Origin of the sequence: Kitasatospora sp. GP82 (assembly GCF_029892105.1) — a bacterium.
Lineage (GTDB): Bacteria > Actinomycetota > Actinomycetes > Streptomycetales > Streptomycetaceae > Kitasatospora.
In genome coordinates this window covers 15,276-35,174 of record NZ_JARZAJ010000005.1, presented here as the reverse complement: position 1 = coordinate 35,174, position 19,899 = coordinate 15,276, and the positions used below count along the sequence as shown (strand labels likewise).

20 protein-coding genes are annotated in these 19,899 nt (G+C 72.1%); 15 read left to right on the top strand and 5 right to left on the bottom strand.

Features of this window, described 5'->3' with window-relative positions:
* Positions 1-83: 83 nt before the first annotated feature.
* A complete protein-coding gene (locus tag P3T39_RS06735) occupies positions 84-518 on the bottom strand; it encodes a hypothetical protein (protein WP_280696423.1) in 435 nt (144 codons plus the stop codon).
* A gap of 127 nt (positions 519-645) precedes the next feature.
* A complete protein-coding gene (locus P3T39_RS06730; RefSeq protein ID WP_280696422.1) occupies positions 646-1,041 on the bottom strand; it encodes a VOC family protein in 396 nt (131 codons plus the stop codon).
* A 212-nt stretch (positions 1,042-1,253) separates the two neighbouring features.
* On the opposite strand from P3T39_RS06730, the gene proC reads away from it, so the two are divergent.
* The 9 genes from proC (at position 1,254) to P3T39_RS06685 (ending at position 9,206) form a co-directional block, all read left to right on the top strand.
* Positions 1,254-2,078 (top strand): pyrroline-5-carboxylate reductase, encoded by an 825-nt coding sequence (gene proC / locus P3T39_RS06725; protein WP_280696421.1) that lies wholly within the window; start codon positions 1,254-1,256, stop codon positions 2,076-2,078.
* A gap of 24 nt (positions 2,079-2,102) precedes the next feature.
* On the top strand, positions 2,103-2,756 hold the full coding sequence (locus P3T39_RS06720; protein WP_280696420.1) for an HAD family hydrolase: 654 nt from the start codon (positions 2,103-2,105) through the stop codon (positions 2,754-2,756).
* 170 nt (positions 2,757-2,926) lie between these two features.
* Positions 2,927-4,123, top strand: a complete 1,197-nt coding sequence (locus P3T39_RS06715; protein WP_280696419.1) for an MFS transporter — start codon at positions 2,927-2,929, stop codon at positions 4,121-4,123.
* Positions 4,124-4,278: 155 nt separating this feature from the next.
* Entirely contained in the window at positions 4,279-5,478 is a 1,200-nt protein-coding gene (locus P3T39_RS06710; RefSeq protein ID WP_280696418.1) for an acetoin utilization protein AcuC, read from the top strand.
* Entirely contained in the window at positions 5,475-6,410 is a 936-nt protein-coding gene (locus P3T39_RS06705) for a phosphatase (protein ID WP_280696417.1), read from the top strand. Before P3T39_RS06710 ends, P3T39_RS06705 begins: the two co-directional genes overlap by 4 nt.
* A gap of 84 nt (positions 6,411-6,494) precedes the next feature.
* Positions 6,495-6,704, top strand: a complete 210-nt coding sequence (locus tag P3T39_RS06700; protein ID WP_280696416.1) for a helix-turn-helix domain-containing protein — start codon at positions 6,495-6,497, stop codon at positions 6,702-6,704.
* Positions 6,705-6,860: 156 nt separating this feature from the next.
* Positions 6,861-6,959 carry an AURKAIP1/COX24 domain-containing protein gene (locus tag P3T39_RS06695; RefSeq protein ID WP_003948845.1) on the top strand — a complete coding sequence of 33 codons (99 nt, stop codon included), beginning with the start codon at positions 6,861-6,863 and terminating at the stop codon, positions 6,957-6,959.
* Between the two features lie 146 nt (positions 6,960-7,105).
* Positions 7,106-8,179, top strand: coding sequence for an NAD-dependent epimerase/dehydratase family protein (locus P3T39_RS06690; RefSeq protein ID WP_280696415.1), 1,074 nt, complete (start codon positions 7,106-7,108; stop codon positions 8,177-8,179).
* A gap of 7 nt (positions 8,180-8,186) precedes the next feature.
* Positions 8,187-9,206, top strand: coding sequence for a lysophospholipid acyltransferase family protein (locus P3T39_RS06685; RefSeq protein ID WP_280696414.1), 1,020 nt, complete (start codon positions 8,187-8,189; stop codon positions 9,204-9,206).
* 135 nt (positions 9,207-9,341) lie between these two features.
* Here P3T39_RS06685 and P3T39_RS06680 read toward each other — a convergent pair whose 3' ends face one another.
* The 3 genes from P3T39_RS06680 to P3T39_RS06670 form a co-directional block, all read right to left on the bottom strand.
* A complete protein-coding gene (locus P3T39_RS06680; RefSeq protein WP_280696413.1) occupies positions 9,342-10,565 on the bottom strand; it encodes a DUF5667 domain-containing protein in 1,224 nt (407 codons plus the stop codon).
* Positions 10,566-10,824: 259 nt separating this feature from the next.
* A complete protein-coding gene (locus P3T39_RS06675; RefSeq protein WP_280696613.1) occupies positions 10,825-11,586 on the bottom strand; it encodes an ECF subfamily RNA polymerase sigma factor, BldN family in 762 nt (253 codons plus the stop codon).
* Positions 11,587-12,234: 648 nt separating this feature from the next.
* Positions 12,235-13,212 (bottom strand): HAD family phosphatase, encoded by a 978-nt coding sequence (locus tag P3T39_RS06670; RefSeq protein ID WP_280696412.1) that lies wholly within the window; start codon positions 13,210-13,212, stop codon positions 12,235-12,237.
* Between the two features lie 134 nt (positions 13,213-13,346).
* Here P3T39_RS06670 and P3T39_RS06665 point away from each other — a divergent pair, with 134 nt between their 5' ends.
* The 6 genes from P3T39_RS06665 (at position 13,347) to P3T39_RS06640 (ending at position 19,876) form a co-directional block, all read left to right on the top strand.
* On the top strand, positions 13,347-13,631 hold the full coding sequence (locus tag P3T39_RS06665) for a glutaredoxin family protein (protein ID WP_280696411.1): 285 nt from the start codon (positions 13,347-13,349) through the stop codon (positions 13,629-13,631).
* Positions 13,632-13,810: 179 nt separating this feature from the next.
* Positions 13,811-14,539 carry a 3'-5' exonuclease gene (locus P3T39_RS06660; protein WP_280696410.1) on the top strand — a complete coding sequence of 243 codons (729 nt, stop codon included), beginning with the start codon at positions 13,811-13,813 and terminating at the stop codon, positions 14,537-14,539.
* A gap of 101 nt (positions 14,540-14,640) precedes the next feature.
* On the top strand, positions 14,641-15,555 hold the full coding sequence (locus P3T39_RS06655; RefSeq protein WP_280696409.1) for a redox-sensing transcriptional repressor Rex: 915 nt from the start codon (positions 14,641-14,643) through the stop codon (positions 15,553-15,555).
* Positions 15,556-15,619: 64 nt separating this feature from the next.
* Entirely contained in the window at positions 15,620-17,083 is a 1,464-nt protein-coding gene (locus tag P3T39_RS06650) for a glutamyl-tRNA reductase (RefSeq protein ID WP_280696408.1), read from the top strand.
* Between the two features lie 41 nt (positions 17,084-17,124).
* On the top strand, positions 17,125-18,141 hold the full coding sequence (gene hemC, locus P3T39_RS06645) for a hydroxymethylbilane synthase (protein WP_280696407.1): 1,017 nt from the start codon (positions 17,125-17,127) through the stop codon (positions 18,139-18,141).
* Positions 18,142-18,214: 73 nt separating this feature from the next.
* Entirely contained in the window at positions 18,215-19,876 is a 1,662-nt protein-coding gene (locus P3T39_RS06640) for a uroporphyrinogen-III synthase (RefSeq protein ID WP_280696406.1), read from the top strand.
* Positions 19,877-19,899: the final 23 nt, after the last annotated feature.

Genomic DNA, 19,899 nt, shown 5'->3' with positions numbered 1-19,899 from the left:
AGGACGGCAAACATGCCAGTGGGGCGGTCGGTTACGGAGGAACCGTGACCGCCCCGGGCGCATCCCGCGCTGCTCCTGCCGGGTCAGCCGCTGCGCCTGGCGCTCTTCACCGAGCCGACCACCCCGGCGACCACCAGCAGGATGCCCGCCGGCAGCAGCGAGGTGAAGAACGCGCCGAACAGTCCCCAACTGCCCAACAGGGTCAGCACCAGCGTGTTCAGCACCAGATAGGCGCCCGCCGCGGGCAGTGCGGACCGCCACGGATGCTCGTCCACCCAGCGGCGCAGCCGCCGGTCGCCGGTGTCGTGCCGCAGCCGGCCGCCGACGGTACCGATCAGGAAGAAGAAGAACAGTGCCAGGCCGAGGGGCCCGGCCAGGATGTCCATGGACCAGTGGCCGGTGACGAGGTCCACCCCGACCGCGGCACCGCCGATCACCACGCCGACGGCCGTAGCGGTCCGCCAGGGCCCGAGCGTCGCCGATGCGACGGCGAGCTGCCGGGTCTCACTTCGCGACAAATCTCCGTGTCCCATGCCTCCACGGTGCTCCGCGCAGTCCCCGGAAGCCAGAGCGGCGGACCCTGAGTTTCCCCGTAAGGGGTCCGGGGCGCAGCTCGTACGGCGGGGGCCGGGCCGCGGGGCAGGCTCAGCCGGCGGGCCGGCTGGTGTCGTACGGGTGGGTGAGGATCTCCATGCCGTGACCGGCCGGGTCCATGAAGTACAGCCCGCGACCGCCGTGGTGGTGGTTGATCTCGCCAGGCTGCTTCAGGTGCGGATCGGCGTAGTAGGTGATTCCGGCCTGCCGGATGCGCTCGAACGCCGCGTCGAACTCCTCATCGGAGATCAGGAAGGCGTAGTGCTGCGGGGTGATCGACTCGGCGGGGGCGGTGGCGAAGTCCAGGGTGACGCCGTTGGCGGTGGCCACCGGTATGAACGGGCCCCACTCGTCCCCGACTTCAAGGCCCAGGATGTCCGCCAGGAACTTGGCGGAGTCCCGGTTGTCCCGGGAGTGGACGATGGTGTGATTCAACTCGACTGACATTTCGAATGCCTCCGTAAGGCATTTCGCGGCCACCTCCATGCCTCACCCAGCCGGTGACCGACACGCGATGCCGCACTTGCGATCCTAAACAGCGCGGCGGACCGCCGTCGAGGCCTTGCGCACGCCCACGCCCGCGCCCACAAGGTGGACGCAGCGCCACCGCCGGGCAGCGGAGTGCAAGGATGGCTGCACAGCGTACGTAAGGAGCGGCCATGAGCAGCAGCGCACACGGACAGAGGATCGCCTTCCTCGGCACCGGCAAGATCGGGGAGGCACTGCTCTCGGGCCTGCTGCGTGCGGGCAAGGACCCGGCCGATGTCCTGGTCACCGCCCGGCGCCCGGAGCGTGCGGCGGAACTCGCCGACCGGTACGGGGTCACGGCCGTCTCCAACACCGAGGCCGCCAAGCTCGCGGACACCCTGATCCTGGCCGTGAAGCCGCAGGACATGGGCACCCTGCTGGACGAACTCGCCCCGCACGTCGGCGCCGACCGCCTGGTCATCTCGGCCGCCGCCGGTATCCCGACCGCCTGGTTCGAGGCCCGGCTGGCGGCCGGCACGCCGGTGGTCCGGGTGATGCCCAACACGCCCGTCCTGGTGGACGAGGGCATGAGCGTGATCTCGGGCGGCTCGCACGCCGAGGAGGTGCATCTGGAGCGGGCGGAGGAGATCTTCCGCTCGGTCGGCAAGGCGCTGCGGCTGCCGGAGTCCCAGCAGGACGCGGCCACCGCGCTCTCCGGCTCCGGCCCGGCGTACTTCTACTTCCTGGTCGAGGCGATGACCGACGCCGGCATCCTGCTCGGTCTGCCCCGGCAGGTGGCCCACGATCTGATCGTCCAGTCCGCGATCGGCGCCTCGGTGATGCTGCGCGACTCCGGCGAGCACCCGGTCAAGCTGCGCGAGGCGGTCACCTCCCCGGCGGGGACGACCATCGCCGCCATCCGCGAACTGGAGAACCACGGGGTCCGGGCCGCGCTGCTCGGCGCGCTGGAGGCGGCCCGCGACCGCTCCCGCGAACTGGCGGGCGGCGGCAGGTAAACGGCGGCGGTTAGGCTCGACCGGGTGAACTACGACCTGGTGATCTTCGACAATGACGGCGTACTCGTGGACAGCGAGCCGATCTCCAACCGGGTGCTGGCCGAGTACCTGACCGAACTCGGCTACCCCACAAGCGTCGAGGACTCGTACCGGGACTTCATGGGCTGCGCCCCGCACACCGTGCACGACGTGATCGGCGAACGGTACGGTGCGCGGCTGCCCGAGGGCTTCGACGAGCTCTTCCACGACCGTGTCTTCGCCGCCTTCCGGCTCGAACTCACCGCCGTGCGCGGTGCCGAGCAGGTGCTCAAGACCCTTCAGCAGCAAGGGATCCCGTACTGCCTGGCCTCCTCCGCGCACCACGAGTGGATCCGCACCGCCCTCGACCTCACCGGCCTGCGCGGCCACCATGCCGAAGAGCGGATCTTCAGCGCCCAGGACGTCGGCATCGGCAAGCCCGCCCCCGACCTGTTCCTGCACGCGGCCCGCACCCTCGGCGCGGACCCGTCCCGCTGCCTGGTGGTCGAGGACAGCCGCAACGGCGTTCTCGCCGCCCGCGCCGCCGGAATGGACGTGTACGGCTACGCGGCCCTCACCGACCCCGCCAAGCTCACCGGCGCAGGGGCGACCGGGCTGCTCACCGAACTCCCCGACCTGCTGGCGCACTTCCAGAGGTGAAGACCGCGAGGGACGCGGGGGAGCCCCTCCAGGGCGACGGTGAACTCCCCAGGGCCTCGCGTCCCTCGACCAATCCCTGCCGACCCCCTCCCGCAACGGCGGCGGAGGACCTACGCTCGCGGCCAACATCTTTCGTACCGGCCGGTAGCGTCGGGGGAGCGAGGTCGGCCATGCGGCAACCCGTGGACGGGAGACTGCGCCGGGCGCGCGCGGCGCTGGCGGTCGGCTTCCTGCTGCAGGGCACCACCTTCGCGCTGCTGGTGACCTGCATACCCGAGCTCCAGCACCGCTACGGGCTGAGCGACTCGCTGCTGCCGGTGTTCCTGGCGGCGGTGCCGATCCTGGCCGGGGTCGGCTCGGTCGGCTCCGAGCACCTGGTCAGGCGCAGCAGCGCGCGGACGGTGCTGCGGATCGTCCAGCCCGCCGTCTGCCTGACCCTCGCAGGGGCGGGGTTCGGTCACCGGTTGTGGCAACTGGCCCTCGCGCTCGGCCTGTTCGGACTGCTGGTCGGTGCGCTGGACGCGAGTATGAACATGCTCGGAGTCGGTCTGCAACGCCGCTACGGGCGCAGCATCATGCTCGGCTTCCACGCGGCGTTCAGCCTCGGCGGCATCCTCGGCGCTGCGATCGCCTGGTTCGGCGCTCATGACGGCTCCGGGCTGTTCACGCTGTTCGGAAGCAGTGCGGTGGTGCTCGTTCCGCTCGCCCTGCTGATCGGCACCCGGTTCCCCGGTCGGGCCGAACTCGGCGACGCCGTAAGGGAAGCCGCCGAGGCGGCGGCCCGCTCCATCCCGTGGCGGCCGCTGCTGCCGCTCTGCCTGGCGATGGCCGCCGCCTACATCGCGGACGCCTCGGTCTCCAACTACAGCGTCAAGTACCTCATCGACGGGCTGCACAGCGCCGACGACGTGGCCAAGCTGTCCTACCTCGGCTACATGATCGCCATGCTGCTCGGCCGCGCCCTCGGAGACCGGGGCGTGCAGCGGTGGGGTGCGGTGGTGGTGGTCCGGACGGGGGCGGTGGTGGCCGCGCTGGGGTTCGCCATCGCGGCGGCGGCGCCGGGGCCCGAGGTCGGGATCGCCGGGTTCACCCTGCTGGGGCTGGGCATCTGCGCGATCATCCCGCAGGTCTTCGCGGCGGGCGGCCGGCTCTTCCCGGCCGACTCGGACGCGGCGGTGGCCCGGCTCAACCTCTTCAACTACGTGGGCTTCCTGATCGGTTCCCCCCTCGTCGGCGCCCTGGCCGACGCCGCCTCGTACCGGCTGGCCCTGCTCGCCCCGATGGCCCTGATCCTCCTGATCGTCCCCCTGGCCACCCACTTCGCTCCCACCCACCACACCCCCAGGAGCCAAGGGGTGACCCGGTAGAGCCCCGCGCCCCTACCGGTTGCCCCTTGCTCAATGGTTGCCCCGGTGCCGCTGCTGGTTGCCCCGCGCCCCTGATCGGTTGCCCGGAGGTGCCCCTGGGTGGTGGCCCGGGGCGCCTCGCGGTTGCCGGTGGGCGACGCACTACCGTTGGGGGCATGTCCGAAGCCGAGCGTGACACCCCCTGCGGCCTGCACCTCTACTGGGACGAGGCCGTCACCGCCTACGACTTCGGCCCCGGCCACCCGATGGACCCGACCCGGCTGGCGCTCACCATGCGACTGGTCGAGTCCTTCGGCCTGACCACCGCCCCCGGCGTGACGGTACGCGCCGCGCCGCCCGCCGGTGACTCCACGCTGCGCCTGGTGCACAGCGGCGAGTACGTCGAGGCGGTCAAGCGGATCGCGGCCGATCCGAGCCTCACCGACCGGCAGCACGGCCTCGGCACCGAGGACAACTGGGCCTTCCCCACCCAGCACACGGCCTCCGCGCTGATCGCCGGGCAGTCGGTGGCCGCCGCCGAGGCGGTCTGGCGCGGCGAGACCCGACACGCCGTCAACTTCGCCGGTGGCCTGCACCATGCCATGCCGGGCCGCGCCTCGGGCTTCTGCGTGTACAACGACCCGGCGCTGGCCATCGCCCGCCTGCTGGAACTGGGCGCCGAGCGGGTCGCGTACGTGGATGTGGACGTGCATCACGGAGACGGCGTGCAGCGGGCGTTCTGGAACGACCCCAGGGTGCTGACGATCTCCATCCACGAGCACCCGGCCACCCTCTTCCCGGAGACCGGCTGGTCCACCGAGACCGGAGGCCCGGACGCCCCGGGGTCGGCGGCCAACCTGCCCCTGCACGCGGGCACCGGCGACAGCGGCTGGCTGCGCGCCTTCCACGCGCTCGTCCCCGAACTGCTCGCCGCCTTCCGCCCGCAGGTGCTGGTGAGCCAGCACGGAGCCGACACCCATGTCGAGGACCCGCTGGCCCACCTGGCGGTGACGGTGGACGCCCAGCGCCTGATCGCCGAGTCGATGCACGACCTCGCCCACCAGTACGCGGACGGCCGCTGGGTCGCCCTCGGCGGGGGCGGATACGCCGTGGTGGACGTCGTCCCCAGGGCCTGGACCCACCTGGTCGCCACCGCCGCCGGACACCCCCTCGACCCCACCACCGAGACGCCGGAGGGCTGGCGCGCCGAGGTCTACCGCCGGACCAGGCAGCAGGCCCCGCTGCGGATGACCGATGGCGCCAAGCCGGACTGGCGGGACTTCCACGACCACGGCTACGACCCCGGCGACCGACTCGACCAGGCGATCCTGGCCGCCCGCCGCGCGGTCTACCCGCACCACGGCCTCCTCCCATGAGCGGCCCGGAGCCGGGCGCCCCGGAACCGGGTGATTCCGAGCCCCGCGAGCGCCTGCGCGCACACCTGCTCCGCCACCGCCTGGCAGGTCCGCAGATCCCGACTCCCCGCCAGAAGAACCTCCGCAGCTACCGCCTCTTCGGCCAGGGGGACCCGCAGGCCCTGATGGGCCTGGACCCGGAGCGCCGCTGGGGCCCGGGCGCGGTCCTGGACCTGATGGCCGAGCGCTGCGGTGTCCGTCCGGAGTTCTCGTACGGGCACGGCCCCGACACCATCGACCCCGAGCGCACCCTGGACGCCCTGGACCGGCTCGCCGCGCTGCTGCGTCGTACCGCCCGCCGCCGCGGGAGGGTCCTGGCGGGTACCGGGCACCCGACGAAGCTTCCGGGCTTCCACGGGGCGCTCGCACGGGCTCTGGAGGCATCCGGATGCGCCGTGCTCACGCCTGCGCGGGGTGCGCGCTTCCGTGAGCCCACCCCGGACGGCAGCCGTACCTGCACCCTGGACTACCTCGGTCCGGTGGCGGTCGTCAGATCCCTTGACGCCGGGCCCGCGCGAAGCGGAAGAATCACCCCCGGCAGCATCTCCCGCACCACCACCGGCCTTCTGCACACCCACTCGGCGCAGCCCGTACGGCTTGCGCTGGGCGCGCTGGCAGCGGCCGGGGAGGCGCTGCCCGACCTGGTGCTGGGGGACCACGGCTGGCTTTGCGGGGCCGGGCGCCTGGGGATCCCGGCGGGCGGGCTCGCCGACTCCAACGACCCGGCGCCGTTCGTCGGCGAGGCCGAGGGCACGGTCGCGGTGGCCGTTCCGGTCGACGACGGTGCGCACCCGGACTGCTACAGAGCGCTGAGCGACTACGTACTGCAACGGGCGGATCTCGCACCGTACAAGGACTGGGCTTCCCCCTCTTCCCACTGGTACCACCCATAACTACTCTGGGGATACACGTGTGCCGGTGGAGTCACCGGAGGGGAAGCCGGTGCCTTGCACACGGGTAAGGGTCGGGTGAGGGTCATGAGTTCCGGCGAACGCCCCCTGCAGGAGGTCGTCTTCCTGACCGTGGCGGAGGTTGCCTCGGTGATGCGGGTGTCGAAGATGACGGTCTACCGCCTCGTGCACAGCGGAGAGCTTCCGGCCATCCGGGTCGGCCGCTCCTTCCGGGTGCCCGAACAGGCGGTCCACGAGTACCTGAAGGAGTCCTACGTGCGGCTTGAGAGCGCGTAGGCACGAGCCGCTTCGGCAGGGCCGTTCGCCGGAGATTCACCGCTCGTCCGGGACACGATTACAGTGCTGGGCGCGTGGAATGTAGGCTAGGCCCTCCGTCAGTCGTATGGACTCCGTCTCTCACGGGCGAGAGTCTGAGTGAGCGAGGGTTGTTCCGTGGGCTCTGTCATCAAGAAGCGTCGCAAGCGTATGGCCAAGAAGAAGCACCGCAAGCTTCTGAAGAGGACTCGCGTTCAGCGTCGCAACAAGAAGTAATACCTCCGGGACGCCCCGCGCACCAGGTGGATCCACCGCCCGCCCAGACGAATTCCGTCCGGGCGGGCGGTGGCGTTTGCGGCGCCGGAACAGCCGCACGGTACGGTGCAGGAAGGGCTGGACCCCGACAAGGAGGACGCGAGGCAGTGGGCAAGGTCGTGCTCGTCACCGGCGTGGCACGCCACCTCGGTGCCCGCTTCGCCGCGGAGGTCAGCCGGAGCCCCGACGTGGACCTGGTGGTCGGTGTGGACGTCCGGGAGCCGTACCGCGAGCTGCCGTCCGGCTGCCGCTTCGTCCAGGTCGACCTGCGCCGCCCCGCGATCGCGCGGGTGATAGCCGAGCACGAAGTCGACACCGTGGTCCACCTCACCGTCAGTGCCACCGGGCCGGGCGGCCGGGCCGCGGTGAAGGAGACCAACGTCATCGGCACCATGCAGCTGCTCGGCGCCTGCCAGAAGGCCCCGGGCCTGCGCCGCCTGGTGGTGAAGTCCACCACCGGCGTGTACGGCTCCGCGCCCCGCGACCCGGCGGTCTTCGGCGAGCGGATGCAGCCCAAGGACCTGCCGCGCGGCGGCTTCGCCAAGGATGCCGCCGAGGTCGAGGGCTACGTCCGCGGCTTCGCCCGCCGCCGGCCCGACGTGGCCGTCACCGTGCTGCGCTTCGCCAACATCGTCGGCCCGGCCGGGGACACCCCCCTCACCGAGTACTTCTCGCTGCCCGTGCTGCCGACCGCGCTCGGCCACGACCCGCGCCTGCAGTTCATCCACGAGGACGACGCCATCGAGGTGCTCGGGCTGGCTGCGGGCGAACCCCGGCCGGGCACCACCAACACCGGCACCTTCAACGTGGCGGGAGAGGGCGTGCTGCTGCTCTCCCAGTGCGCCCGGCGCCTGGGCAGGCCGACCGTCCCGCTGCTGCTGCCCGCGCTCGGCCTGGTCGCGGGCGTGGTCCGGCAGGCCAGGGTCGCCGACTTCTCTCCGGAGCAGATCCGCCTGCTCACCCACGGCCGGGTGGTGGACATCACCCAGTTGCGCGAAACCTTCGGGTACGTACCGAAGTTCACCACGCCGGAGGCCTTCGCCGACTTCGCCGCTGCGCAGTCGGCCGGCCTGCTGCCGCCCGAACGCCTCACCGCCGTCACCGACCGGCTGGCCGGGCTGCTGCACACCGAGCCGCCGGCCGGGTTCAACGCCGGACCGACCAACGCCCCGAGGAGCTGAGGCTGCGATGACTGCCGCGAGAGAGTACGCGAGGGGCGAGGCCAAGGTGATCCCGATCGAGTCCGCGCCGAGCTGGCACGGCGACCGGTCCCCGGACGCGGCGGAACGATTCGCCGACCGGGTCGCCGAGGCCGTCGGCGGTGCCCTGGCCGGAAAGCTCGGCCCGGCCGCCACCCGGGCCTTCGGCAAGGACTGGGAGGACCGGGCCGCCAACGGCCTCGCCTTCCTGCGCCGTCGGATCACCGGCGACTACGAGGTGGACGAGTTCGGCTTCGACCGCGAACTCACCGAGGAGGTCTTCCTCTCGCTGCTGCGCCCGCTCGCGGAGAAGTACTTCCGCGTCGAGGTGCGCGGCATCGAGAACATCCCGACCGAGGGCGGCGTGCTGATCGTCGCCAACCACTCCGGCACCATCCCGCTGGACGCCCTGATGACCCAGGTGGCGATCCACGACCACCACCCCGCCCGACGGCACCTGCGGATGCTCGCCGCGGACCTGGTCTTCGTCCTGCCGGTGGTCAATGAACTGGCCAGGAAGGCCGGTCACACCCTGGCCTGCAACGAGGACGCCCAGGCGCTGCTGGAACGCGGCGAGGTGGTCGGCGTCTGGCCCGAGGGCTTCAAGGGGATCGGCAAGCCCTTCGCCGAGCGGTACAAGCTTCAGCGCTTCGGACGCGGCGGCTTCGTGGCCTCGGCGCTGCGGGCCCGGGTGCCGATCGTGCCGTGCTCGATCGTCGGGGCCGAGGAGACCTACCCGATGATCGGCAACGCCAAGACGCTGGCCCGGCTGCTCGGACTGCCGTATGTGCCGATCACGCCGACCTTCCCGTGGCTCGGGCCGCTCGGGGCGGTGCCGCTGCCCACCAAGTGGACCATCCAGTTCGGCGAGCCGATCGCGACCGACAGCCACCCGCCGGAGGCGGCGGACGACCCGATGCTGGTGTTCAACCTGACCGACCAGGTCCGCGAGACCATCCAGCACACGCTCTACAAGCTGCTGGTGCAGCGGCGCTCGGTGTTCTTCTGAGGCACGCCTGCGGCGGGCCCCCGGGCACGTGACCAGCCCCGCGCCCCCGGACAGTGCATGGCCGCTGCGTGTGCGCAAACGTGTGCGGGTGGCCGTGAGTACGCCAACTCACGGCCACCCGCACGTTTTCTGGCCTCAGCCCAGTGTCAGCCCCGGCAGCAGGCCGGGGACGAGCGGCGGGAGGTTGATGCCCTTGCCGTCGGCGGCGCTGCTGGGCGACTGCGAAGGCGCTGGCGTACCGGCCGACTTGTCGGGCCGGCCGGGGGCGGTACCGGAGGAGCCGTGGCCGGTGAGCCCGTTGGTCAGCTCGTCCACCAGACCGCCGACTGCTCCGGGTGCCGTGCTCGGCTTCGAACCGCCGTTGCCCGTACCGGTGTTGGAGCTGCCGGGCGAGTTCGGCCGGTTGGCCGAGCCCTGCGGGGTGCCGCCCGAGGCAGGATCGGCCGCAGAGCTGCCGGGGGCCTGCCGGCCCCAGCCGTCCGGGCTGCCGGAACCGGAGCCGGCGGTGCCGTTGGCGGACTGCGGCTCCAGGTGCAGGGGTGCGACGTCCTCGCTCATCGCGTTGAAGAGTTCGTCCACCTTGCTCGCCTGGGAGGTGAGCTGCTGCGGCAGCCTGCCCTGGAGGGCGGCCCAGCGTCCGTCCTCGCCGTCCGCAAAGATGGCCAGTGTGCGCATCGGGGCCAGCGAGCCGTTGCTCCGGTAGACCGAGCGCAGCAACTCCCGCCCCCGGATGGCCTCGGCGTGCATGTCGTCCAGTGCCCGGCGGAGCTGGTCGACCGTGCCGGGGCTCAGTGCGGACGACGGACTTGTCCGCCCGAGCAGGCTCTGCGCCTCCTCCAGCCGGGCGGACGCCTGGTCGAGCAGCAGTGAACCGCGCTCGGCGTCCGAGCCGGCCCAGTCCAGCCGAAGACCCTCCAGGCCGCGCTTCATCCCGTAGAGAGCGTCTCCCGGAAGTGCGTTGGAACTGGCGGCGGCCACGCCGGCGAAGCTGCCGACCGCGACCCCGGCGACCAGCCCGCCGATCGCGAGCCGCCTCCCCCAGCGGCTGCCCCGGATGGCCCTGACCGCCCGGTGGCGGCGCTGCTGCGGCACCCGCGCAGCCGGACCACCGCTCTGCGCCGTACCGCCGGCCCACTCCCGCTCGAACGCGGCCATCAGCTGCGTACGTTGGAGCGTACGGGCCTCACTGCTCAGCTCGGGCGTGGGCAGTGAGCCGAGCGCCTCCGCCATGCTGAGCAGCTCCGCCATTGCGGTGGAACCACGTTCAGGGCTGCTGTCTGCTCTGGTCTCTGCCTGGCGGGCCTCCAGCGCCTCGGCGAAGGCCCTCGCCCGCCGGTGCTCCAGCACGTTTGCCGTCACGGGCCACACCTCCCTTCGTCGTTGTCGACACCCCGGCCTGCCGGACGGTTGCCGCGGCGGGCCAAAACCACTCCAACGGGTGACGGGGTCTGAACTTGCTTGACCGTGGGCCCGGTGGGGGTTTGCACGCTGGCCAACGAGCAGTGCCGGGAGTCGGTTACGCGCGACTGATCATGTGACCGCCCATTCACCCGGACGTGTCCGGAGCGCCGCACCCAAGGTGACGGTCGGTCGGATATGCCGGATGAATCGGCGGGGGTCACCGCGCGTCGGGTGGCAGCAGTCTGGCGAGCGTGCGCACCGCGCGGTACTGGAGGGTCTTGATGGCTCCCTCGTTCTTGCCCATGATCCTGGCCGTCTCCGCGACCGAAAGCCCTTGCAGGAAACGGAGCGTGACGCACTCCTGCTGCTGCGGGTTGAGCCGTCGGACGGCGTCCAGCAGGGCGGCGTTGGAGAGCGACTCCAGCACCGAGTCCTCGGGGCTGCGCTCGCACTCGTTGGAGTCGAGCATCTCGCCGGTGGTGACTTCGAGCCGGAACCGGCTGGACTTGAAGTGGTCGGCCACCAGGTTGCGGGCGATGGTCACCAGCCAGGCGCCGAAGTCCCGGCCCTGCCAGGTGAAGGTGCCGATCCGGCGCAGTGCGCGCAGGAAGGTCTCGCTGGTGAGGTCCTCGGCGGTGGCCCGGCTGCCGACCCGGTAGTAGATGTACCGGTAGACGGTGTCGGCGTAGTGGTCGTACAGCTGCCCGAACGCCTCGCTCTCGCCGTTCTGGGCCCGTTCGACCAGGTCCATGATCGGGTTGTGCTCGGTCTCGATGCCGGGGGCGGGCGCCGTCCTGGTGCGGCTGCGGCTGGTGCCGCCGACGGTGGTGCGGCTGCGGGTACCGGGGCTGCTGGTCGTGGTGGAGCGCAGCAGCATGCCGGGCCGCTGGGCGGGCGCGGCGAAGGCCGCTCCGGCCGAGGTGGCCAACGCGGGCCCGACGGCCGCCGGTTGGGGCAGATAGTGCTCGAACTCGCGGATCGCGGCCCAGAGTTGATCGAGGTGCCTGCTGTGCCTGCTCTGCCTGCCGTGTGTATCGGTGCCGCGGTCGAGGCCGGGGCGCAGGGGGGCGGACGACGGGCAGGAGGTGGCAGGCGCGTCGTTCCGGACGGGTGGGTACACGGGACTCCCAGAGGCAGAACTGTGGACGGATCACCTCCGCCTGCGCGGAGCGCACGCTCCCGGGGCCCCCGTCACGGGGACGCGTGGGTGGCGTGCATCCAGGAGAGAATAACGCTTTGTGCAATGACAGCTACACCCTGTGGTCGAAGTGGTCGTTTGAGATCCGCTTCTCATGCATATTCAGCTGGAAGTGACCGGACGTGCCGTCAGCCATCCGGCTCAATGTGATCGACCGTGCGCATGACGTGACCGATTTGGCGGCGGCGGACGGGGTTTCCCTGCCTTCGGCTCCAGCAATCCCAGACTTTCCCAAGTCGTCGAACGATCGGATCCGGTCACGTCCGAACCCGATCGAAGGCTGCGGTGGGTGACCGGAGTTCGCCCGTAAGCGTGACCGCCCGGACGTGCGAACTCTCAGGATGACGCCTGGGGGTGACACTCCGGAGGGGACCTGGCCGTCGCCGTGCTGACGGAGCGTCACACTCAGGTGTCGTCGGGGCCCGTTCCTCAGGCGCGCTGCTTGCGCCGGACGGCGACGGCTGCGGCGGCCGCGCCCGCCAGTACGCCGAGCCCGGCGGCGGCCGGGAGGCCGATCCGAGCCGCGCGGCGGCCGCGCCTGAAGTCCCTTACCCGCCAGCCCCTGGCGCGGGCGTGCCTGAGCAGCGCGGCGTCCGGGTTCACCACGTACGGGTGGCCGACCAGGGTCAGCATCGGGATGTCGTTGGCCGAGTCGCTGAACGCCGCGCAGCGGGCCAGGTCGAGACCCTCGCGGCGGGCCAGCGCGCCGACCGCCGCCGCCTTGGCCGGTCCGTGCAGCAGACCGCCCACCAGGCGGCCGGTGTAGACGCCGTCCACGGTCTCGGCGACCGTGCCCAGCGCGCCGGTCATACCGAGGCGCCGGGCGATGATCCGGGCCACCTCCTGCGGGGCGGCGGTGACCAGCCAGACCTGCTGGCCGGCGTCCAGGTGCATCTGCACCAGCGCGCGGGTGCCCGGCCAGATCTTCTCCGCGATGACCGGCTCGAAGATCTCCTCGCAGATCTGCTCCAGGTCGGCCGTGTGCATCCCGGCGACCAGGGCGAGGGCGGTGTCCTGGGCGTCCGAGATATGGGTCGGGTCCTCGGTGCCGTGCAGCCGGAACCACGCCTGCTGCCAGGCGAAGCGAGCCACGTCGCGCCGGGTGAAGAACCTGCGCCGGTACAGGCCGAGGCCCAGATAGAAGATCGCGGCACCGCGCAGGATGGTGTTGTCGCAGTCGAAGAAGGCGGCGGCCTGCGGATCGCCCGGGGTCGGGGTGTGGTCCTCGACGGGAGCCTTGGGCGGCCTGGGCCGCTTCGGCTCCCCGGTCGCGCCTCTGCCCTCTCCCGGGGCGACGGCCCGCCGGTTGAGGTCGGCGGCTGCCGCGTCGGCGGCGGCCTCGCCCGCCAGTGCGGTCCGCTCGGTGGAGGTACGCCCTGCCTGGTGGAGCCTTCGAAGCGCGGCCATGCCACCGAGCATAGTCAGCCGGGTCGCTTCTCCCTGTGACTGCGGTGTGCAGGCGGGGTTAACTCCGCACATCTGCCGTATCGCCTCCCGGAAACAGGCACGGAGTTGCCCTCCCGGCGGGGCGCGGGAGCACAATGGGCCGGGTGAGCCCACTGCTGCGACGTGCCCCGAAGAACCCGGCCGACCGTACCGTCACCCTGATCGGCAAGCCCGACTGCCATCTGTGCGACGACGCCCGCGAGACGATCCTCAAGATCACCGGCGAACTGGGCGCCGCCTTCGAGGAGAAGGACATCACGAAGGACGAGGGCCTCTACCGCAAGTACTGGGAGCAGATCCCCGTCACCCTCATCGACGGCCGCCAGCACGACTTCTGGCGCGTGGACGAACGCCGCCTCCGCACCGCCCTCACCACCTGAGCCGGCACGGGGCCGCGCGCCGCCAGCCCCGGCCCCTGGACAGTGCATGTTCGGGTCCGTTGCGACTCCGAGGCGGTGCGTGGCTGGCAAAATGGAGATCGTCATATGACCAACTCGTTTTGTCGGCTTACGATCGAGTGGTTTTGTCCGTCGGGGGCTGAAGACGGAGGAGAGCTCGCATGCTTCTCGGCCGACAGGCCCCCGGGAGGTGCGGTTATGCCGTGGTCGACGTCGAGGCCACCGGCCGCAGCCCTTGGCGCCACCGGGTGGTGGAGGTCGCCGTGGTGCTGCTCGACCGGCAGCTCCGCGTCGAGGGCGAGTTCTCCACCCTGATAGACCCGGTGGGTCCGGTCGGCCCGACCCATGTGCACCACATCAGTCAGGACGACGTGGCCGGTGCCCCCCGTTTTCGCGAGGTCGCCCCGTACCTGCTGGAGCTGCTGGCCGGGCGCGTGCTGGTCGGCCACCACGTGAGCTGCGACCAGGCCTTCCTGGAGCGCGAGTTCGCCCGGATCGGCGTCTCGCTGCCGCCGGTACCCCTGCTCTGCACCATGAGCCTGGCCCGCGGCCACCTCCCGAACGCGGCCGGCCACGGCCTCGCCGCCTGCGTGGAGGCGGCGGGCCTGGGCTGGTACCCGGCACACTCCGCCCTCGGCGACGCCCGAGCCACCGCCGACCTGCTGCGTCACTGCATCCGTACGCCGTCCTGTGCTCTCACCGAATGGGCCGGACCGCTGCGCGAGGCTGCCGGGGTGCCGTGGCCGAGGCTGAAGCAGGCGCTGTCGCGCCGCCGTGCGGAGCAGGTGCCGCTGATCCTCAGGGAAGCGCCGTTCGGCCCGTGGCCGCTGGGTGGGGAGTCGCCGGGTCTGGTCCTCACGGCCCTGGGCGGTGAGCGATGTCCGGCGTGATGCGCGTCACTGTGCGGGGACAAATCGGACACCATCTTTGTGCACACGTTCACAAACGCATAGCCTGGCTGCCAAAGCCCAGCTTCACCCACAGGAGCACCGTGGCAATCGGCCGATCCACCCAGAGCAGTTCGCAGACGCCCGACCAGGGCGCCGCGCGCCGACCCTCGCGTGCCCGGGGTATCCCGGAGGCGACGGTCGCCAGGCTCCCGCTCTATCTGCGGGCGCTGACCGCGCTCTCCGAGCGTTCGGTGCCGACCGTCTCCTCCGAGGAGCTGGCCGCCGCCGCCGGGGTCAACTCGGCCAAGCTGCGCAAGGACTTCTCCTACCTCGGCTCGTACGGCACCCGCGGGGTCGGCTACGACGTCGAGTACCTCGTCTACCAGATCTCCCGTGAGCTGGGCCTCACCCAGGACTGGCCGGTCGTCATCGTCGGTATCGGAAACCTGGGTCACGCCCTCGCCAACTACGGCGGCTTCGCCTCCCGTGGGTTCCGGGTGGCGGCCCTGCTGGACGCCGACCCGACCGTGGTGGGGAGCAGCGCCGCCGGGCTGCCGGTGCGGCACATGGACGAACTCGAAGCCATCGTGGAGAGCCAGCAGGTCTCCATCGGTGTGATCACCACCCCGCCGGGTGCCGCCCAGCAGGTCTGCGACCGGCTGGTCGAGGCGGGTGTCACCAGCATCCTGAACTTCGCGCCGACCGTGCTGACCGTCCCGGACGGCGTGGACGTGCGCAAGGTGGACCTCTCCATAGAGCTCCAGATCCTGGCCTTCCACGAGCAGCGCAAGGCCGGCGAGGAGCCCTCGCACAGCGATTCCGTGCTGGACCGGGCCCCCGGCCCGGTGCGCGCCGCCGCGGCCAAGCTCCGCCGCGCCGCGAGCGGTTCCGCCAAGGCCGAACGCAGCGGCCAGGCCGAGCGGCCCGACCGTACGGACAAGTCGGAGCCCGCCAAGAGCGGCAAGGCAGCCGCCAAGGGCGCCGACGGCGACCTCTCCGCGGTGATGCCGGCATGAGCGGCGTGGACACCCGTGGCAGCGCCATCAACAGCCGTGGCACTCGCATGCACAAGGGGCGAGCATGAGTCTTCTCGTCGTTGGGCTGAGCCACCGGACGGCCCCGGTCGGGGTGCTGGAGCGCGCCGCGCTCACCGGTGACGTCCCCACCCGGCTGCTGCACGACGCCGCCGCGTCCGCGACGGTCGGCGAGGCCGCCCTGGTCAACACCTGCAACCGGATCGAGCTCTACGCGGACGTGGACAAGTTCCACGCCGGTGTCGCCGAGCTCTCCCTGCTGCTTGCCCACCACAGCGGCGTGGACCTGGACGAGCTGACCGCCCACCTGTACGTCCACTACGAGGACCGCGCAGTCCACCACCTCTTCTCGGTGGCCTGCGGCCTGGACTCGATGGTCGTCGGCGAGGGTCAGATCCTCGGCCAGCTTCGTGACGCGCTGGCCCGCGCCCAGGAGGAGCACACCGCGGGGCGCGGCCTCAACGAGCTGTTCCAGCAGGCCCTGCGGGTCGGCAAGCGCGCCCACAGCGAGACCGGCATCGACAAGGCCGGGCAGTCGCTGGTCACCTTCGGTCTGGAGCAGATCGCCGCGGGTGCCGGTGAGATCGCGGGCAAGCGGGCCCTGGTGGTCGGTGCGGGCTCGATGAGTTCGCTGGCCGCCGCCACCCTGGTGCGGGCCGGAGTCACCGACCTCGTGATCGCCAACCGCACCCCCGAGCGCGCCGAGCGCCTGGCCGCCAACCTCGGTGCCCGCACCCTGGACTTCGCCAAGGTGCCCGAGGCGCTGGCCGACGTCGATCTGGTGATCTCCTGCACCGGCGCCGCCGGGGTGGTCATCCCGGCCGCCGTGGTCGAGGCCGCCGTCGCCGCCCGCCGCAGCAAGCGAGCCGAAGGGCGCGCCGGTGCCGGAGCGAGGAGTGTCGGCGCCGGGTGCGAGCGCCCGGAGGCGAGCGGAGCCATAGGGAGAGGCCCGCTGGCCTTCCTCGACCTGGCCATGCCGCGCGACGTGGACCACGCGGTGCACGAACTGCCCGGCGCCCTGCTGGTCGACCTGGAGAGCCTCTCCCACGCCCACGCCGCCACTCCCGGCGCGGGGGACGTGAACGCCGTCACCACCATCGTCTCCGACGAGGTGACCGCTTTCGGTGCCGCCCAGCGCGCCGCCCGGATCGCCCCCACCGTGGTCGCCCTGCGGGCCATGGCCTCCGACGTGGTGAGCAGCGAACTCGCCCGCCTGGACGCCAGGTTGCCCGATCTGGACGATCGCTCCCGCGCCGAGATCGCGCAGTCGGTGCGCCGCGTGGTGGACAAGCTGCTGCACGCACCGACCGTACGGGTCAAGCAGCTTGCCGCCGAGCCCGGCGGCGCCGGCTACGCCGACGCACTGCGCGAGCTGTTCGACCTGGACCCGGCGGCGGTGCACGCTGTCTCCGGCACCCCGATCGGGACGCAGGCCGGAGCCAGTGTCCCGGCAGGCGGCATCGCCGCCGCACAGGCCGGCATCACTCCGTCCGACGGAGCGCCAAGATGAACCCCAAGCCAGCCCATCAGCACGACCGGGACGATCACCTCATGAATGGTCAACTGAGTACCACTCAGGGCGAGTCGACGCAGCCACTGCGCCTCGGCACCCGCCGCAGCGCCCTCGCCATGGCCCAGTCCGGCATGGTCGCCCGCGAGGTGACCCGGATCACCGGGCGCCCCGTGGAGCTGGTCGAGATCACCACCTACGGCGACACCTCGCGCGAGTCGCTCGCCCAGATCGGCGGCACCGGCGTCTTCGTCTCCGCCCTGCGCGACGCCCTCCTGGAGGGCCGGATCGACTTCGCCGTGCACTCGCTCAAGGACCTGCCCACCGCGGCTCCCGAGGGCCTGATCCTCGCGGCCGTTCCCGAGCGCGAGGACGTCCGCGACGCCCTGGTGGCCCGCGACGGCCTGGGCCTGGCCGAACTGGTCGAGAAGCTCGCCGGCCGCACCGCCCGCATCGGCACCGGCTCCCCGCGCCGGATGGCCCAGCTCAACGCCTGGGCCGCAGCCCGCGGCGCAGCGCTGGAGACCGTCCCGATCCGCGGCAATGTGGACACCCGGATCGGCTTCGTCGCCGACGGCGCACTGGATGCCGTGGTGCTCGCCACCGCCGGGCTCAACCGCCTCGGCCGCGCAGGCGAGATCACCGAGCACCTCGACACCGGGCTGATGGTCCCGGCCCCCGGCCAGGGCGCCCTCGCCATCGAGTGCGTGGACCCGGCCCTGGCCGCCGTCCTCGGCGCGCTCGACCATGCCCCCACCCGGGCCGCCGTGGTCGCCGAGCGCGCCCTGCTGGCGACCCTGGAAGCCGGCTGCTCCGCCCCGGTCGCCGCACTCGCGACCTGGAGCCCCGCCGCAGGGCCGGAAGAAATCACTGCCGAACTGCTGCTGGAGGGCGTGGTCGGCACCGCCGACGGCGCCACCCTGCTGAGAATGACCGCCAACGGTCCGCTCGTCCTCGACGAGACGGCCGAGCGGCAGGCGACGGCCCTCGGCCGTGCCCTAGCCGCCCGGCTGCTCGACGCGGGAGCGGCCAACCTGATGGGGGAGCGAGCCCGATGAGCGAGCGGAGCGAGCGACCAATGAACGCGGTGCCTGGCGAAGCCACCGTACGAGCGAAGCGAAGGGCGGGAGCATGAGCCCCAACGCCGCCACCAGTCCGTCCACGGGACCGGCCACCGCCGCCCCGGCTGCCCTGACCGGCCGCTGCACCTTCCTCGGTGCGGGCCCCGGCGACCCCGGGCTGCTCACCCTGCGCGCGGTCGACGAGCTGGCCTCCGCCGACATCCTGATCGCCGACCCGCTCACCGCCGCCGCCGTGCGTACCCACTGCCCGGCGGGCGTGACGGTGCACAACCCGGCCGAGGAGAACGACCTCGACGTGGCCAAGCTGGTCGCCGAGGCCGTCCGGGCCGGGAAGCACGTGGTCCGCACCGTCGACGGCGACCCCGGCCTGGACGGCTGCGCCGCCGAGGAGATGCTCTGCTGCGCCCAGGCCGAGATCCCCTTCGAGGTGATCCCGGGTGTCGCCCAGTCGGTCGGCGTCCCGGCGTACGCGGGTGTGCCGCTCCGTGGCCGTCAGGGCGCGGACGTCCGCTTCGTGGACGGCGCCGCCCTGCTGGCCGGTGGCCCGGTGGACCTCGGTTCCCCGGAGACCACCCTGGTGGTGCGCACCACCCTGGGCCAGCTGCCCGCCACCGCGAACGCCCTGGTGGCAGGCGGCCGCAAGGCCGAGTCGGCGCTCTCCGCGACGCTCTCGGGCACCACCACCCGCCAGCGCACCTTCACCTCCACCCTGGCGACCATCGCCGCCGAGCTGAAGGCGGCCCGGGTGCTGCCCTCCCCGGTGTCGGCCCCGGTCGACCCGGCGACCTCGGTCATAGCCGTGGTGGGCGAGCAGGTCGCGCACCGCTCCTCGCACTCCTGGTTCGAGACCAAGCCGCTGTTCGGCTGGAACGTTCTCGTCCCGCGTACCAAGGAGCAGGCGCACGGCCTCTCCGAGCAGCTGCGCTCGTACGGCGCGGTGCCGCAGGAGGTGCCCACCATCGCGGTGGAGCCGCCGCGCACCCCGCAGCAGATGGAGCGCGCCATCAAGGGCCTGGTGACGGGCCGTTACGAGTGGATCGCCTTCACCTCGGTGAACGCGGTGCGGGCGGTGCGCGAGAAGTTCGAGGAGTACGGGCTGGACGCCCGCGCCTTCGCCGGGATCAAGGTCGCCGCCGTCGGCGAGACCACCGCCCAGGCGCTGGTGGACTTCGGCGTGAAGCCCGACCTGGTGCCGAGCGGCGAGCAGTCCGCCGCCGGTCTGCTGGAGGACTGGCCGCCGTACGACCCGGTCTTCGACCCGATCGACCGTGTCCTGCTGCCGCGCGCCGACATCGCCACCGAGACGCTGGTGGCCGGTCTGGTCGAACTCGGCTGGGAGGTGGACGACGTGACGGCGTACCGGACGGTGCGCGCCTCGCCGCCGCCGGCCGAGACCCGTGAGGCGATCAAGGGTGGCGGCTTCGACGCGGTGCTCTTCACCTCGTCCTCGACCGTGCGCAACCTGGTCGGCATCGCCGGCAAGCCGCACAACGTCACGATCATCGCCTGTATCGGTCCCGCCACCGCCAAGACCGCCGAGGAGCACGGCCTGCGGGTGGATGTGATGGCGCCCGCGCCATCGGCCACCGCGCTGGCCCAGGCCCTGGCCGAGTTCGGCGCCGGTCGCCGGGACTCCGCCCTCGCCGCCGGCGAGCCGGTCTACCGTCCCAGCGAGCGTCGCCCGGGCTCCCGCCGCAAGGCCGCCCGCTGAACCCTTGCCCGGGAAGGCACTTC

What these genes read in the sequence shown, in the direction of transcription:
- P3T39_RS06730 (WP_280696422.1), bottom strand. Translation starts at nt 1,041, where the DNA reads ATGTCAGTCGAGTTGAATCACACCATCGTCCACTCCCGGGACAACCGG.
- proC (WP_280696421.1), top strand. Translation starts at nt 1,254, where the DNA reads ATGAGCAGCAGCGCACACGGACAGAGGATCGCCTTCCTCGGCACCGGC.
- P3T39_RS06715 (WP_280696419.1), top strand. Translation starts at nt 2,927, where the DNA reads ATGCGGCAACCCGTGGACGGGAGACTGCGCCGGGCGCGCGCGGCGCTG.
- P3T39_RS06710 (WP_280696418.1), top strand. Translation starts at nt 4,279, where the DNA reads ATGTCCGAAGCCGAGCGTGACACCCCCTGCGGCCTGCACCTCTACTGG.
- P3T39_RS06705 (WP_280696417.1), top strand. Translation starts at nt 5,475, where the DNA reads ATGAGCGGCCCGGAGCCGGGCGCCCCGGAACCGGGTGATTCCGAGCCC.
- P3T39_RS06700 (WP_280696416.1), top strand. Translation starts at nt 6,495, where the DNA reads ATGAGTTCCGGCGAACGCCCCCTGCAGGAGGTCGTCTTCCTGACCGTG.
- P3T39_RS06685 (WP_280696414.1), top strand. Translation starts at nt 8,187, where the DNA reads ATGACTGCCGCGAGAGAGTACGCGAGGGGCGAGGCCAAGGTGATCCCG.
- P3T39_RS06670 (WP_280696412.1), bottom strand. Translation starts at nt 13,212, where the DNA reads ATGGCCGCGCTTCGAAGGCTCCACCAGGCAGGGCGTACCTCCACCGAG.
- P3T39_RS06665 (WP_280696411.1), top strand. Translation starts at nt 13,347, where the DNA reads ATGGGCCGGGTGAGCCCACTGCTGCGACGTGCCCCGAAGAACCCGGCC.
- P3T39_RS06660 (WP_280696410.1), top strand. Translation starts at nt 13,811, where the DNA reads ATGCTTCTCGGCCGACAGGCCCCCGGGAGGTGCGGTTATGCCGTGGTC.
- P3T39_RS06650 (WP_280696408.1), top strand. Translation starts at nt 15,620, where the DNA reads ATGAGTCTTCTCGTCGTTGGGCTGAGCCACCGGACGGCCCCGGTCGGG.
- hemC (WP_280696407.1), top strand. Translation starts at nt 17,125, where the DNA reads ATGAATGGTCAACTGAGTACCACTCAGGGCGAGTCGACGCAGCCACTG.
- P3T39_RS06640 (WP_280696406.1), top strand. Translation starts at nt 18,215, where the DNA reads ATGAGCCCCAACGCCGCCACCAGTCCGTCCACGGGACCGGCCACCGCC.